The organism is Psychrobacter sp. UBA3068, assembly GCF_002366815.1.
Taxonomy (GTDB): domain Bacteria; phylum Pseudomonadota; class Gammaproteobacteria; order Pseudomonadales; family Moraxellaceae; genus Psychrobacter; species Psychrobacter namhaensis.
In genome coordinates this window covers 1-15,257 of the sequence record NZ_DFBY01000043.1, presented here as the reverse complement: position 1 = coordinate 15,257, position 15,257 = coordinate 1, and the positions used below count along the sequence as shown (strand labels likewise).

Below are 15,257 nucleotides of genomic sequence, written 5' to 3'. Positions count from 1 at the left end.
GAATAAGAATAAAAAAGCAACGTTCGCGTTGCTTTTTTAATGGTAGGGGCTTGGCGGTAGGGGCAAAAAACCAGAGTCTTACTTGTTGTAAGTAGTCCCAGCTTCATGTTCTAAAAATCCTTCTTCTTTAACATCAAGCTCTTCATGCTGAAGCGACACTTGGATACTATCCGTATGGGTGTGCGTGCTTTTACTAATATCAATTTCTTGAACGGCATAAGTATCTTTTGTAACTGTTGCCACTTGGCGTGAGACTACTATCTCAATAGGCGCCTCACCGATCTCAACTTGCTTATCATTAACAGTGATAACCGCTTTGCTATCTAACGCTGGTTCAACATGACGTAACACGTCTTTTTCATCGTAATTTCCAGAGAGTAAGTCTTGGCTCTCGGTATCATGAAACTCAGTGCGTACAGTGATGTATTCTTCTACCAGCTCAATCGGTACGTCAATAGTCTTGGTGCGAGTGTGCTTCGTCACGGTCACTTTGCCGACGTCCAAACGTTCTTTATTGACCACAGGACGCTCTTCTAATAGCTCTAGATGGCCGATTTGTCCGGTATTATTTGCCTCATTTTTTTGTTGAAGGCGGGACTGGTGATCGGTGTCTAGCTTATCCTGGGAATTGTCTAACTTGTGCTCAGGTGGGGTATTAATATTATCGGTAGTCATTTTGATCTCCTTATTATTATCAAATGTTGAAAAGTACTTTCCATACATCTTTCTTGTTGTTTGACGTGTTTATCGTCTTATAAGTGCTGATGATCGCAGTCTTGTAAATAAGCGCAATATAGAGAAGCATAAAAAAGACCAGAGACGTGCTCTGGCCTTAATCACTGAATAAAAATCCAGCTGCTTATAACAGTCACATAGTTCTATTTTTTCGTAGAATAGTGCTACAAGATATGTGACAAATTAGCTGATTACATACCACGAGCGCGGCGCACGTCTTCAGCAGTGATGCCATCACGGTCTACAATGTTGCCTTCGCGGTCAACAACATTACCCTCACGGTCAACATCTAACTCTTCACGCTGAATGGTTTCAACGATTGTTTCAGTGTGACGCTCAGCGGTCTTACCAACGCTGACTTCTTCAGAGACATACGTCTCTTTGCCAACACGGGCACGTTCGGCTTCTAGCTGAACTTCGACCGTGTCATCTACACCGCCATCACCAATGCGACGATCGGTTGGACGATCTACGTTGGTACGTTGAATGTTCGCGTGCTCTTCTTCTAGCTCAACATCGACGTTACGCTCTTCAGTGATGACATGTTTACCCACTTTCACTAGGCCAGCCACGATACGATCTTTATTGACCGTTAAACGTTCTTCTAATAGCTCTAGTGTGTTTGGCGCATCATAGGCATGATCTTCAATGTCCATACGTTCTGCTGCTGGGACAGTATCGGCAGTAAATGCTTGGCGATCTTTTTCGTACTGTTCTTTATAGCTGTACTGATAATCGTGATCATACTCTTCCATGGCTTCCACTTGTGATTTGGTCAAGCTATCAAAGAATACATCATCGCCAACAATACGTGCCAAACCAGCGGGTACTAGCACTTCTTTTGAGCTGAACCAACCGCCAGCATCAACGATCAAATAGCGAATGCGACCAGTCGTGTCTTCTACCAATGCACCTTCGATTTTACCGATTTTTTCTTCGTTGACACCATAAGCGGTTTTGTGAGTTGGATCATAATAGTCATCACCAATAAGGTCACGGTGAGTGGCTTGAATATCTTTTAAACGGATTAGTTGGCTCATTATTGTCTTCCTTTTTTATGAGTTAATGTTTAATAGTTATATTTTTAAATATTAAAACTTCTAAGAGTAAATTGCTTCATTACAAAAATTTCTATAGAACGAAAATTGATGTAAAACGATGTCAGTAGTTGGCTAGCCAGTTTGCGCCTAGCCGCTACCTCAACTTGTAATTATCGTAACATCATGATTTTGGATGAGATATATGAGCAAGGTAGCAAAGTGTGGGCTTGCAGTAATTGCGTGTAATAGGCTGTAAGTGTGGCACCCCACCTAGGCCAATAAGTTAACGTACCTTTACATAACGCAATGTTCTACCTGCTTGAAAATAAGACCAACACGAAAAAACCGCAGGGCAATAAGCGCTGCGGTTTTGAGGCAAGGAGTAAGAAAATAAGTAAACGTTTTAAACGTCGTAAAACTTTATACTAAGCGAATTGATACGGCTATTCGTAGTTTGGATTTTGGATTTTGGATTTTGGAACAAGTTTTAACGCTAACCACGTTTAGGGCAATTCAAGTTTAAGGCAATTCAATGGCTACAGCCACGGCTTCGCCGCCACCGATACAAAGCGTCGCCACGCCTTTTTTGCCACCCGTACGTTTGAGCGAGTTAATAAGCGTAATGAGGATACGGGCACCAGAACAGCCTACTGGATGACCCAGCGCACATGCGCCGCCTTCGACGTTTACTTTAGTATGCTCAATTTTTAGCTCATCCATGGCAGCCATGGTAACCATCGCAAAGGCTTCATTAATTTCCCATAAATCGACATCAGCCACTGACCAGCCAGCACCAGCTAAGACTTTTTCAATCGCCCCGATCGGTGCAATAGTGAACTCGCTTGGGTGGCGTGAGTTTGAAGCAGTAGCAACGATGCGGGCTTGATAATCAAGACCTTCCGCTTTTGCCTGCGACTCTTTCATGACCACGACAGCAGCAGCGCCATCTGAGATTGAGCTGGCGTTTGCCGCGGTAATAGTACCGTCTTTTGCGAATGCTGGACGCAGAGTTGGGATGCGCTCAGCGTTGGCAAGGGCAGGTTGCTCATCGGTATCGACCGTTTGCTCGCCTTTACGCGTCTTAAACGTCACGGGCTCGATCTCGTCTTTGAAGTGGTCGTCTTTAATCGCTGTGAGCGCGCGATTTAGCGATTCGATAGCAAATTCATCCATCTGCTCACGCGTATAGCCTTTTTCGTCGGCCATCTCTTGAGCGAATTTGCCCATGAGCTTACCCGTTTCAGCATCCTCTAAGCCATCTAAAAACATATGATCTTTGACTTCTTGATGACCCATACGATAGCCACCACGCGCGCCTGGCATGATGTAAGGGGCATTGGTCATTGATTCCATGCCGCCCGCCACTGCCACATCGAAGCTACCCGCTTTGATACCGTCATGGGCTTGCATCACTGCTTTTAGACCAGAACCGCACAGCTTATTGATGGTCACGGCACCAGTTGCATCAGATAGACCCGCTTTACGCATTGCTTGACGGGCAGGGCCTTGGCCTAAGCCTGCAGTTAAGATACAGCCCATGATGACTTCATCAATGTTGTCAGTACTAACGCCTGAGCGTGCGACAGCAGCTTTAATGGCCGCAGCACCAAGCTCTGTCGCGCTCATATCTTTTAGCGCGCCTTGGAAGCCGCCCATTGGAGTACGGGCACCGTTTAAAATTACAATTGCATCATTTGACATCGTTATTATTCCCTTTTACGTATTTTAAATGAAAGTGTTTTACTGATAGTAAAAACAAGTGCTTATGAACTGTCACGTAACTACTAATTATCCACTGTTTCGCTCACTAAGTAACGGGTCTGCTAAGTGTCTGGCTTATGCAAGCTCATCTAAGCGAATGCGTACTACTTTATCAGTAATGGTGTCTAATTTTTCAATTTTTTCGATGGCAAGATTCATCTGACTCTCAACCACAGGTAGCGTTAAGATAATCACTGGTACTTGGCCTACTTTGTGCGCAGGCTTTTGTAAAATCGCATCGATATTGATCCCGGCATCGCTTAGGATACGCGTGATATCAGCCAATACGCCCGGGCTATCATAAGCATGTACACGCAAATAATACCCAGTAATCATCTGCTCAGCCCGTAATATCGGGGTGTCTGATAGCTGTTCAGGGATGAACGCCAGATGCGGGACGTGATGACCATGGTTGTTTTGAACGCTGTTGCTTTGCTCGTCGTTATCCTTGCTACCCAGCACGCGAACTAAGTCCATGACATCAGCCATGACGGCCGATGCCGTCGCGCCAGCTCCCGCACCATCACCACAATAGAGCGTCTGCCCAAGCGGATGCGAGTTGACTAGCACAGCGTTTTTTACACCGTTGACATTGGCCAATAACGCATCTTGCGGAATAAGCGTTGGATGTACACGTAGCTCAACACCCGCATCGTCAGCATTGCCTTGACCATCACGGCGTACCGCAAAGCCTAAGTGTTTGATACGGTAGCCAAGCTCTTCAGCATAGTTCACATCTTGCAAGGTGATACCCGTGATCCCTTCACAGTAAACTTTGTCAAACTGCAAAGGAATACCAAAGGCGATAGAGGCGAGTAGGGCCAATTTGTGCGCGGCATCAATACCCTCAACATCAAACGTTGGATCTGCTTCTGCATAACCCAGCTCTTGCGCCTCAGACAGTACATCGGCAAACGGGCGACCTTTGTCCCGCATTTCGGTCATGATGAAATTGCCAGTACCGTTGATAATACCTGCTAGCCAATCGACTTTATTGGCAGCCAGCGCTTCACGCATCACTTTGATAATCGGAATGCCGCCTGCCACAGCTGCTTCATAAGCGACATGGACGTTGTGGGCTTCAGCGAAAGCAAAAATCTCATTGCCGTGCTCAGCCAACAGCGCTTTGTTTGCGGTCACCACATGCTTACCGTTTTTGATGGCGTGCATGATGAGGTCTTTGGCCAAGGTGGTACCGCCAATCACTTCGATTACGATATCGACATTATCGCTTGCCGCAATGGCCATCAAATCGCTGTTTTGCATGATGTTTGAATCAATATCATCGCGTTGACGACGCGTACCCACTTCGGTAATGATAATATCGCGTCCGCTACGGCGTTTTAGCTCATCTAAATTGTCATTGATTAGGTTGATCACACCCGTGCCGACGGTGCCCAGACCAAGTATCGCTAGTTTGATGGAATTGCTCACAGTATCCTCAAAAGGTTAAATATAATGAAGTCACTATAAAACTGTTATGGGTCAAATTCACTTGCGGTGCTAAGCGTACTAGTTGCGCGCATATTGACAGTAGCAGTTTTACTTCTGTTTCATTATAGTTGAATAAAAAGTGCTCAAATAAAAGTGTGCTGCTGATTTTTCATAGCGCTTTATCCTATCATACCGACAAGCAGTTGTGACGTCTACACAATGTCGCCATGTTCACAGATACCAATAAGGTATCAAGTCATAGCGCAACCCTTTAGTCAGCACCGACCGCTTGAGCCAACTGCGCCGCAGGGAGATAGCCACCCACTTGTTGTCCTGCTTCCGTAAAGATAGCAGGGGTACCACGCACACCCAGTCTTGCCCCTAACGCCATGTGCTCTTGGACAGGAGTGGCGCAGTTAGGCGCTTGTACATTGGCGCCCATTTTTGCCTGATCCATGGCGGCATTGCGATCCTGACTGCACCAGATGGCTTCCATTTTTGGAACGGACTCTTGACTGCGTGGCCACGCCAAATAACGTACTTCGATACCGCGCGCATTGATATCCGCCATCTCTTCATGCAATTTACGACAGTAGCCACAGTCTGCATCAGTAAAGGCATAAACCACCGATTTAGTCACGCCTTTCGCCGGATAAATGATCATCTCTTTTTTATCCACCGCTTTTAGGGCTTCTTGCGCGGTACTGGCAACCAGTGCAGCACTGATATCAACTGGGGCTGCTTCGCCCACCGCGATGATTTGACCCTGAATAATATGTTTACCAGACGTGTCAGTGAAAAAAGACGGCAGCCCATCAGCCGTGACCCAATAAATACCCTCCATATCCGTTGGCACCGCTGATACGATGTTTTCTTCGATGCCAGAAGCGTTTAAATTTGCTTGTAACGCTTTTACCACTTCAGGGTCACTATCAGCTGACGTTTTAGCAGCACTGACCTTGGTTTCTGTACTATTGACGACACTGGTGTTGTTGGTTGCGTCCGCTGCATTATTTGAGCAGCCAGCGGCCACAACCACGAGCAACGCGCCCATCATAAAACGAGATAAACGGCTGCGCGAAAAAATGTTTTTTGTTACGGGGGATGACATAGGGGTGTCCTGTAGGCGGCTGCCTAAATATGAATTCGTTTTTTAGAAAAAAGGGTATATGGTTCTACATAATAAGGCGTATGGATGGTGTTTTAAAGGGTTAATTTTGCAGGGCTTTCTATCATTTATTGACTAAAAAAGATAAGAGGGGGTGTCATCTATATTAGCATATTTATCATAAATAACCGCTACAGGTGAGTCGTCTAGATGGGTAAATAGATAGAGTCATCTTAGGGGTGGAGCGTCATAGAACAGATGCATTAGTTGTCACACTGATAACCATATGCTACTGGTAACTATTTCTCTAGCGTGTGCTTATAAAATCGTTCGATGGGATAAAACACTTGTTCCAGCAGCAGGTTACTCCTTATCAAGCGCTTTGATGATAGCGATATTAATAAGCACAAACTCAAAAGACAAGATACATTTGTACTATTTAATATCATCGTCTGCCTAGGTAGGCTACTGCTAATCACCTTTTAAAATTATTTATTTTAACAAATTAAACGTACGCTAAGGAGCACACATGGCAGGTGCCAGTTTATTACTATTGCTTGATGACATAAGTCTATTGATGGATGATGTGTCTGTTATGACTAAAGTCGCGGCAAAAAAAACAGCGGGTTTGGTAGGAGACGACTTGGCACTTAATGCTGAGCAGGTGACTGGTGTGAAGCCAAGTCGTGAACTGCCTGTTATCTGGGCAGTCGCCAAAGGCTCGGCCGTTAATAAGGTGATTTTAGTGCCAGCGGCGCTCTTGATCAGCTATTTTATACCGTGGTTGATCACCCCGCTGCTGATGATAGGAGGGCTGTATCTGAGTTATGAAGGGGCTGAAAAGGTCATTCATAAATTTTGGCCGACGCTATTGCCGCATGATGAAGAGCAAAATGCCCATCGCAAAGCCAATGCCGATGAAACCGTAGATTTGGTGGCTTTTGAAAAGGATAAAATTAAAGGCGCGATACGGACAGACTTTATTCTGTCAGCTGAAATTATTGTCATCTCTTTAGGCGCGGTCACAGCTGCTGGTGGCGATATTGTCCAAAAAGGTATCGTGCTCTCGATAGTGGCTGCTGTGGTGACGGTCGGTATTTACGGCTTGGTTGCAGGCATTGTCAAGATTGATGATGCGGGTCTGCATCTGATTGAGAAATCACAAGCAGGTGACAGCAAACACAAGTTTGGCGAGTTTATGCTCGCGGCCGCGCCCAAGCTTATGAAGTTTTTATCGATAGCGGGCACGATTGCGATGTTCTTAGTTGGCGGCGGTATTATCGTACACGGTATCGGCTTTTTGCATTATGGCGTAGAAGACATTGCCCATCTCACTGGGGTGTTTGAAGGTTTGACCACGACGTTATTAAATGGACTGGTTGGGCTGATTATCGGTGCTATTGTGGTGGCGATTGTTACGACCATTGGTAACGTGCGTGGTAAGGATGACAAAGCGTCTTCTGCACACTAATTTACCAATCCTACTATCTGATTGTCACTTTGCTTTCTTGATCGATGACATGATTGTTTAAATAAGCGCTATTCATTAATTTTCACAGTAAAGAAAGCTTAAAATAAAAAAGCCCCAAAGTTGCTGTCAACTTTGGGGCTTTTGCCTTTGGGCTTACAGATTTAGCTGTCGCTGTCTGTTGCATCCGACTCTAGCTTTTCAGCTTGCGTCGGTTTTTTATGCTCCGTTTTAGGCTTGCGACTGCGTGCCTTTGGCACTTTTGGTGTGGTTAAATTAAACATACCGGTCTGTGGTAAAAGCTGCTCTGCCACATTCTCGATCATGTTTTTGTAGCTGGCAATCGTAGTTTTCGATTTGGCCGCTTGATTTTCTTCTTTAGTAGGTTGTTCTACTTCAGAGTCAGCCGCTTGCTTGCTCTCTTCAGCGGCAGCAGACTCCACATCATTACCTTCGATATTTGTCTCTGCTGTCTCCGTATGCTTTACCTCAGCAGTTTCATCATCAGCATGCTCGTTAGGCGCTTGTGCTAGCGCTTGATCTGCCTCTAATAGCTGTTCGCTATCAGCACTGATATCATCAGTCTGCGCTTGATTGGCAAGCGCCGTCGCTTCAACGTCATGGGCGGCAACATCATTCTCAGCGTCCTTTTCAGAAGGAACGCTTAAGACCGCTGGCTCCTGATAGTCCGGATGCTGACCTCGTGGATCGTTACTTGCGCGTTTGCCAATCGCGCGTGGTTCAACGTCCGTTTTGCCTTGTGCCGCTGCAAACTGACTGACAGCCTGAGTCATCGCCTCAAAGCGCGCGAGGTAATCCGTGGCTAATGGCTGATAACCGTAGTTGCTAAAGTCAAAGCTCTGACTAGCCATCTCGTTGTTCCTGCCACTGTTACTCACCGTGCTATCAACGTTGGTATCGTTATCAGCCATTTTTGCTTTTCCAGCATACAAGGCGACAGTATCGATAAAGCAGCTAATAACCCCGTCTTCTGCTAAGCGAGTTTGCGCCTCTGGTAGTGTTGCACGAATAAACTCACCCACTGTACCGCGAATAGTCGGCACACTCACCGCTGCTTGCACTTTTGCTTGTGGCTGTTGCGCGGCTTGTGACTGCGTCTGCTGACTGCGTACCACGCGAGGGTCATTTTTGGCTTGACCAAACTTCTCGGCGGTCACGTAGCGCGCCGCAAACAGCGCTTCATGTGTCAGCTGAAGCGCTGAATCACTTGTCTTGCTAGCCTCTACTGCACGGGCATTGTCCTGAGTGTTTTGGGTCTTCTCACTCTCGTTAACGTCATTGGCCACGCTCGCTTCCTGAGGGTGTGCTGGCGTGCTATCGACTTTAGCATTGGCTTTATTTGAGCTATCAGCTTGACTGTTCGTCTTGTGTTTAGATGCTGGCTGCTCATCTACTGCAGACTTTTTGTCATCAGCATTATTAGCATCGGGGTCAGTTTTTGGTGCGTTATTTTGTCCTTTATCTGCACTAGCGCTGCTCTTACCCTCATCAGCCTTGGCCTCATGGTTTGCTACAGAGCTTTTATCTGTAACTTTTGCATCAGAGCCGCTTTTGTCAGCACTTTTCTCACTCGAGCTTTGCTTGTCATTGCCTTGCTGATTAGCCTGCTGCTGAGTAGTAGGCGCTTTTGTGACGTCCTCTTTCGACGTCTCACTTGCTGGGCTTGGTTGCTTAGCAGATTGAGACTTGCTCTGTGATGATTTGCTGTCATCTAAAGACAAATGCACAACTTCGGGCGATTTAAGCTCAACCGGCGCTTCATTGACCTGTAGCACGACTTCGTTGGGGTTTTGATTGCGGCGGGCGTTCGATTGATTTTTGCTGCCGTTAGTGCCTGTAGTCGCCTGCTGATTATGTTGTTTCACATTGTCAGCGGTTAGCGTCTCGCCGCGCTCCAATTTACCGCGTGAGCCACGTTGGCTATGCGATTTACGCTTAGCACGTGTCTGCTCATCGGCGGTATTGCTGTCTTTCTCCTCAGAGTGGTTGCGCTCGTTTGCGTTGCGCTTATTATCTTGACGATTACTATTTTGCTGGTTACGATTGCGATCATTAGTACGCTTGTTATCCTGCTGACGTTTGTCTTGATTGTCAGAGGTTTTGTCATCAGCGTTACTTGCAGTGACAGTTGAACCATTGCTTTCGGTGTTGCTATTCACGTCATTGCTGGTCTCATCCGCTTGCTCTTTTCTTTGACGCGGCTTAGAAGATCTAGACTTGCGTGGTTTACGTCTTCTTCTGTCTTCATTATTGCTATCATCAGTGTTGCTGTCTGCACTACGACGCGCCTGCTGACGATTGGCATTACTATCCGATTGTTGATCGTCATTTTTTTGAGTGTCGTTGTGCTGAGTGGCCTGCGCTTTATGTGGGGCGTTATTCAGCGCACTACTATCAACTTGTCCAAATGACCCTAAGCTTTGTGCGCCTGTATTGACTAGCGCTTCAATGGCTTCTGCTGCATCACTGCTACTCACGCTAGGTGTCGTTGTGGCTTGCGGCGCTTGAGCAAACAGATTAGACAACCACGCAACGGCTTGTGGTTGGGCACTGCTCTCAACGCTAGTCGGTTGCGTGGCGACTGGCTTGGCAGGTGTGGCAACACTTTGATTTTGGTTGGCCTGCGGTGCACGCGTCGATGAAACACTGTTGCTATTTTTATGATTACGCTGATCAACCGAGCTGCTTGATTTATTGGCAGCTTTACTGTCCGCTACTTGACGTGGCTGGCGGGTTGGCTGCTGCTCTGGGCGTTCTTTTTCAGCGGTTTGCCAATCCACATTGTAGCCAAGATCGCTGTGTTCTTGCTGCTGAGTATCGGTAATACGCTCATAGCTTGATGGGGCAAAGCCATCGCGGTTGAAGTGCAACTTAAAGTTTGGCGACTCTAAATGCGCGTGTGGCAAAATAGTGATACGGGTACCACTGTCTTGCTCAAGATACACTAAGCTGTCGCGCTTTTCATTTAATAAAAACGCCGCGATGTCAGTCGGTACTTCTGCTTGCACTTCACCTTGACGTTCTTTTAGCGCGATTTGTTCAATCTGACGCATAATCGATAATGACAATGAGCGCAAGTCACGAATCATACCGTTGCCATGGCAACGCGGGCAGATATAACCCGTTGACTCTTCTAAGGACGGGCGCAAGCGTTGACGGCTCATTTCCATCAAACCAAACTTAGAGATGTCACCAAACTGGACGCGAGCACGATCGTACTTAGTAGCATCAATCAGTCGTTTTTCGACTTCTTTTTGATGCTTGTTATCATTCATATCAATAAAGTCAATGACGATCAAACCGCCCATATCTCGTAGACGTAGCTGACGAGCAATCTCATCGGCTGCTTCTAGATTGGTGTGGTAGGCGGTCTCAGCGACATCTGAGCCTTTGGTGGATTTGGCTGAGTTGATATCGATAGAAACCAGTGCCTCAGTTTGGTCAATAACGATGGAGCCGCCTGATGGCAGACGAACTTCACGCTGATAAGCGGTTTCGATTTGTTTTTCGATATTAAAGCGTGAAAACATCGGCTCATAATCGGTGTATTTGCGCAGTTTTTCTGCTTGCTTTGGCATGACGGCATCGATAAAACCTGCCGCTTCGATATAAGCGTTTTCATTATCGATCCAAATCTCAGCAATATCATCACGCAGATAGTCGCGGACAGCACGGGTGACGACGCCTGCTTCTTGATGAACCAAACGCGGTGATGGATATTTTTGGTTTTGTTCTTGGATGGCTTGCCAGATATTGAGTAGATGGTTCAAATCGTGCTGTAAGTCTTCTTGCGTTTTACCAATACCAGCGGTACGAATAATAACGCTCATACCTTTTGGCAAATCAAGGTTGCTGAGCATCCGCTTCATGTCTTCGCGCAATTTGCCCGAGATTTGACGAGAAATACCACCACCGCGAGGGTTGTTTGGCATTAGTACCAGATAGCGTCCCGCTAATGATACGTAAGTCGATAGCGCAGCGCCTTTATTACCGCGCTCTTCTTTTTCGACTTGGACGATGAGCTCGTCGCCTTCTTTGATCAGTTTTTTGATGTTTTCATCACGAGGATTGCCGCTTAAGTATTCGGCTGAGATTTCACGAATCGGTAAAAAACCTTGGCGCTGTGAGCCATATTCGACGAAGACCGCTTCAAGTGACGGCTCGACTCGAGTTACATGCCCTTTATAGATGTTGGATTTTTTTTGTTCACGGGTACGGTTTTCTAAGTCGAAATCGTACAGATGGTTGCCTTTACATAAGGCGACACGAATTTCTTCGTTTTGAGTGGCGTTGATCAAAATGCGTTTCATATTGGTATCCTATGAGTACGCATAACAACGATGAGACGGGCTTTCGGGCGTGAGGGCAAGTAAGGCTAATATTTACATTAGCATGGATAAATTTTAGTTAACGGTAGAACGTAAATCATGGGTTTTATAAAGCGCGCTGGCTTTTTCAATGGCTTGTTTTTCACCTAGAGTACATGAGCAATGCTAATGTGGAGATAAACGCTATAGGGTGTAAAGCTATGTGTTTATATCCTATTATTGGTAGTTTTGCTTTAAGTACTAATGCATCAGCGTACTATTAAAGGATCAGTAAGTTCTTTCTATTGGTAGCTATGGCAGCGTACTTTGTAAGAGTAGGGCCTGTCAGTTACTGGTTTAAAAATACTGATACTAAAGTAGTATCGTACTGTTGCAATCCATCCATCAAAGTCTAACAATACTCTCGCTGTTGTGAGTGCTATTTTATGAAATAGCAGTACCAGCAATTATCTATTTAGGTGAAGCAATTGGTTACTCTTTATTTATCGTTCTCTCAGGTATAACGTCAATCTTATCTTGGGTCTATAGGTTAGGGTGGCAGCTTTAGTTATCAGCGGGGCGTACTTGGCAAACAGAATAAATGACCAAACTATCGGTGTGGTGCTGGCTTATATCTTCTTTATCGTCATCTGTTTGACCACCAATACTTAGGCAGCTATCGACATACTTCTCGATCCTAACGTTAAACCACCTATACTTGCTCAACTGCGCTCGCGTAAAGGACCATCAGATAACTAGGTATTGAATAATAGGTATTAAATAATAAACAGTTATCAAATTAAGTCGTTGTCATGCGGGTTGTGAGTCAATGTAGTGCCATTAGTTGTGTCGTTAAACAGGCGCTTTGCCAAATTTATCAACAATAAACTGATGAACACAAAGGTATTTAGTGTCACTATTATTTTATGGTACTGATTATTTGATGTTACTCGGTCAACTCAGTACGGTTTCTTTAATTTATGGGGTCATATTTATTAATATCTATAAATGATATCTGTAAATAAATAACGCGCCCTAAAATCAGATGAGGTGTCCAACATCGGCAAGGTATACAGCTTATCCCTCTTTACTAACAAGTCGTAAAAATGGTGATGGGCTGTCTGAGACAACAATGATTATTGCCGCAGCTTCTGCTTAATTGTCGCTCAACATGCTAAACTATAGCAAATCTTTGTGTAAACACCTAACTAAAAATGACGAACTCAAAAATGACTGACGATGCACCTACCCATGAAGCCCCTGCTATTTTTAATAGCAAAACACGCCCACAAAGCGCTGACGATGAAATCAGCAACTTTGGCAAGGTGAACTATCTTGAAGTCACCCGCCATCAGCATGACCAGCGCTTGGATAATTTTTTGCTTAATCGCTTAAAAGGATTACCAAAATCGCACATCTATAAAATGATTCGCTCCGATGAGGTGCGCGTCAATAATAAACGCTGCAAAGCACATGATAGAGTACAGCGTGAAGATGTGGTTCGTATTGCACCGGTAGAGCTGGCAACGCGTGAAAAACCAATCATCAGCACAGAATTTGCCAAAAGCTTACTGGCACGTGTGGTCTATGAAGACGAGGGCATGCTAGTACTGAACAAGCCCTCGGGTATTGCGGTTCATGGCGGTAGTGGCTTGGACTTTGGGGTCATTGAAGCCATGCGCGAAGTGACGGGTAAAAAGTACCTAGAGCTGGTACATCGTATCGATAAAGATACCTCAGGGCTGCTCATGATTTCCAAAAAACGCTCAGCGCTAAAGACATTGCAGCAGCATCTCGTCGACAAAACCATTCAAAAGCACTATTTATGTCTCGCCAAAGGACAGCCTGCGCTGAATGAGCAACGTGTCGATGCGCCATTGCTACGTTATACCCTTGCCAGTGGTGAGCGCCGCGTCAAAGTAGATAGCCAAGACCCACAAGCGAAAGAAAGCCAAACTGATATCATTATCCATGATCGCTTTATGCTGGCAGATCAACCGGTTAGTTTGATCGAAGCCAAGCCATTAACGGGTCGCACTCATCAAATCCGTGTGCATTTGGCCCACATTGGTCACGCTATCTTGGGTGATGATAAGTACAACGTACATGACAAATCAGGCGTCCATCGTCTGTGTCTACATGCGTGGCGTTTAGATATTCCCGGCTACAAGACCATTACCGCACCGCTTCCAGAAGATATGGCTGACTGGCTACCAGAGTCAACCACGTTGCCTGAGTAAGCTAGCAACACACGGCTCTTAACTCAAACTTGCTGCTATTTATTAAGCATTCTTATGAAACGTCACGACAACTTATTTTTATTAATAAGCCATCGTGACGTTTTCGTATCCGTCTCTATATCCGCCATTTATTATCGCTATTTGTTAAGGTAAATTCATGAGTAAGCCCTCTATCACCAGTACGCCCGCGCCTATTAAAAACTCTCAAATGACAGCCAGTCACGACTTAGCAGACAAAACGTTGGTTATTTTTGATTGGGATGGGACGCTGATGGACTCAATCGGCTTAATCGTTGAGTCCATGCATATAGCAGGAGAGGCGCATGGATTTCAGACCACTGATAAGGCAGTCAAAGGCATTATCGGGCTTAGCTTAATGAATGGCATTGACATCTTATATCCTCAGGCAAATAACACGCAAAAGCTCGCCATTCAACAAAGTTATGCTGATTACTATATTGCGAACAGTCATCGCACCCCATTTTTCGCATCGATAGAAGGTATGTTGCAGACTTTGCAAAATAACGGTAAAAGTCTGGCGGTCGCCACAGGCAAAAAAAGGAAGGGGCTAGATCGAGTATTAGACGCCTCTCAAAGTCACGACTACTTCATCACGACGCGCTGTGCGGATGAGGCAGGTTCAAAACCTGATCCGCAGATGCTTAGCGATATTTTGACTCACACGCAGCAGCAAGTCTCTGATGCGGTTTTTATTGGTGATAGTATTTATGATATTCAGATGGCCACGCAGCTGGGTATGACCAGTATTGCGGTCAACTACGGGACAGCCTCTAGGGCAGAGCTAGCCGCACAAAACCCGACTTATCAAGTGGACACGCCGCAAGCATTAGTAGATTTATTGTGCGGATAGTGTTGGTCTCAGCTATGGTCAAGTCAATGTAAAAAAGGATAGAGGATGACTGGCATAAATTTTTTGTGGTCTCTGTCAGCAATGCCACAGCAAGCAAGAAAAGTTAATGCCAGTCACGCCGTGTAACCACTTTATTGAGCATCGGCTACATTTGAGACCTTAAATGACAAAAAAGGGATTATCGTTAATCACGATTGAACTGACCCCCAAATGTTGGACGATTTAAGTTTATATCAAGGACTGACTTCTGTACTGCACAGGACTCAGTCCTT

Annotated in this window: 9 protein-coding genes; 3 read left to right on the top strand and 6 right to left on the bottom strand. The window is 45.6% G+C overall.

The annotated features are described in order from the left end of the window. Positions 1–78: 78 nt before the first annotated feature. From B2P60_RS10200 to B2P60_RS10180, 5 genes are all read right to left on the bottom strand, one after another. Positions 79–675 carry a YsnF/AvaK domain-containing protein gene (locus B2P60_RS10200; RefSeq protein WP_230709949.1) on the bottom strand — a complete coding sequence of 199 codons (597 nt, stop codon included), beginning with the start codon at positions 673–675 and terminating at the stop codon, positions 79–81. A gap of 251 nt (positions 676–926) precedes the next feature. Next, positions 927–1,775: a DUF2382 domain-containing protein gene (locus tag B2P60_RS10195; protein WP_230709951.1), complete on the bottom strand. Its 849-nt coding sequence runs from the start codon at positions 1,773–1,775 to the stop codon at positions 927–929. Between the two features lie 519 nt (positions 1,776–2,294). After that, positions 2,295–3,476: a thiolase family protein gene (locus B2P60_RS10190; protein WP_193005382.1), complete on the bottom strand. Its 1,182-nt coding sequence runs from the start codon at positions 3,474–3,476 to the stop codon at positions 2,295–2,297. 135 nt (positions 3,477–3,611) lie between these two features. Then, positions 3,612–4,970, bottom strand: coding sequence for a homoserine dehydrogenase (locus B2P60_RS10185; RefSeq protein WP_230709953.1), 1,359 nt, complete (start codon positions 4,968–4,970; stop codon positions 3,612–3,614). A 271-nt stretch (positions 4,971–5,241) separates the two neighbouring features. Then, positions 5,242–6,081: a DsbC family protein gene (locus B2P60_RS10180; protein ID WP_286741203.1), complete on the bottom strand. Its 840-nt coding sequence runs from the start codon at positions 6,079–6,081 to the stop codon at positions 5,242–5,244. Between the two features lie 526 nt (positions 6,082–6,607). Here B2P60_RS10180 and B2P60_RS10175 point away from each other — a divergent pair. Beyond that, positions 6,608–7,549, top strand: a complete 942-nt coding sequence (locus B2P60_RS10175) for a DUF808 domain-containing protein (protein ID WP_193005385.1) — start codon at positions 6,608–6,610, stop codon at positions 7,547–7,549. Positions 7,550–7,710: 161 nt separating this feature from the next. On the opposite strand, the gene B2P60_RS10170 is transcribed toward B2P60_RS10175, so the two are convergent. Continuing rightward, entirely contained in the window at positions 7,711–11,877 is a 4,167-nt protein-coding gene (locus B2P60_RS10170; RefSeq protein WP_286741202.1) for an Rne/Rng family ribonuclease, read from the bottom strand. A gap of 1,226 nt (positions 11,878–13,103) precedes the next feature. Here B2P60_RS10170 and B2P60_RS10165 point away from each other — a divergent pair. Together B2P60_RS10165 and B2P60_RS10160 are read left to right on the top strand one after the other, a co-directional pair. Next, entirely contained in the window at positions 13,104–14,114 is a 1,011-nt protein-coding gene (locus B2P60_RS10165; RefSeq protein ID WP_286741201.1) for an RluA family pseudouridine synthase, read from the top strand. 208 nt (positions 14,115–14,322) lie between these two features. Next, the gene (locus B2P60_RS10160; protein WP_286741223.1) at positions 14,323–14,985 is read left to right on the top strand and encodes an HAD-IA family hydrolase; all 663 of its coding nucleotides are present in this window, start codon (positions 14,323–14,325) and stop codon (positions 14,983–14,985) included. The last annotated feature ends 272 nt before the right edge of the window (positions 14,986–15,257 follow it).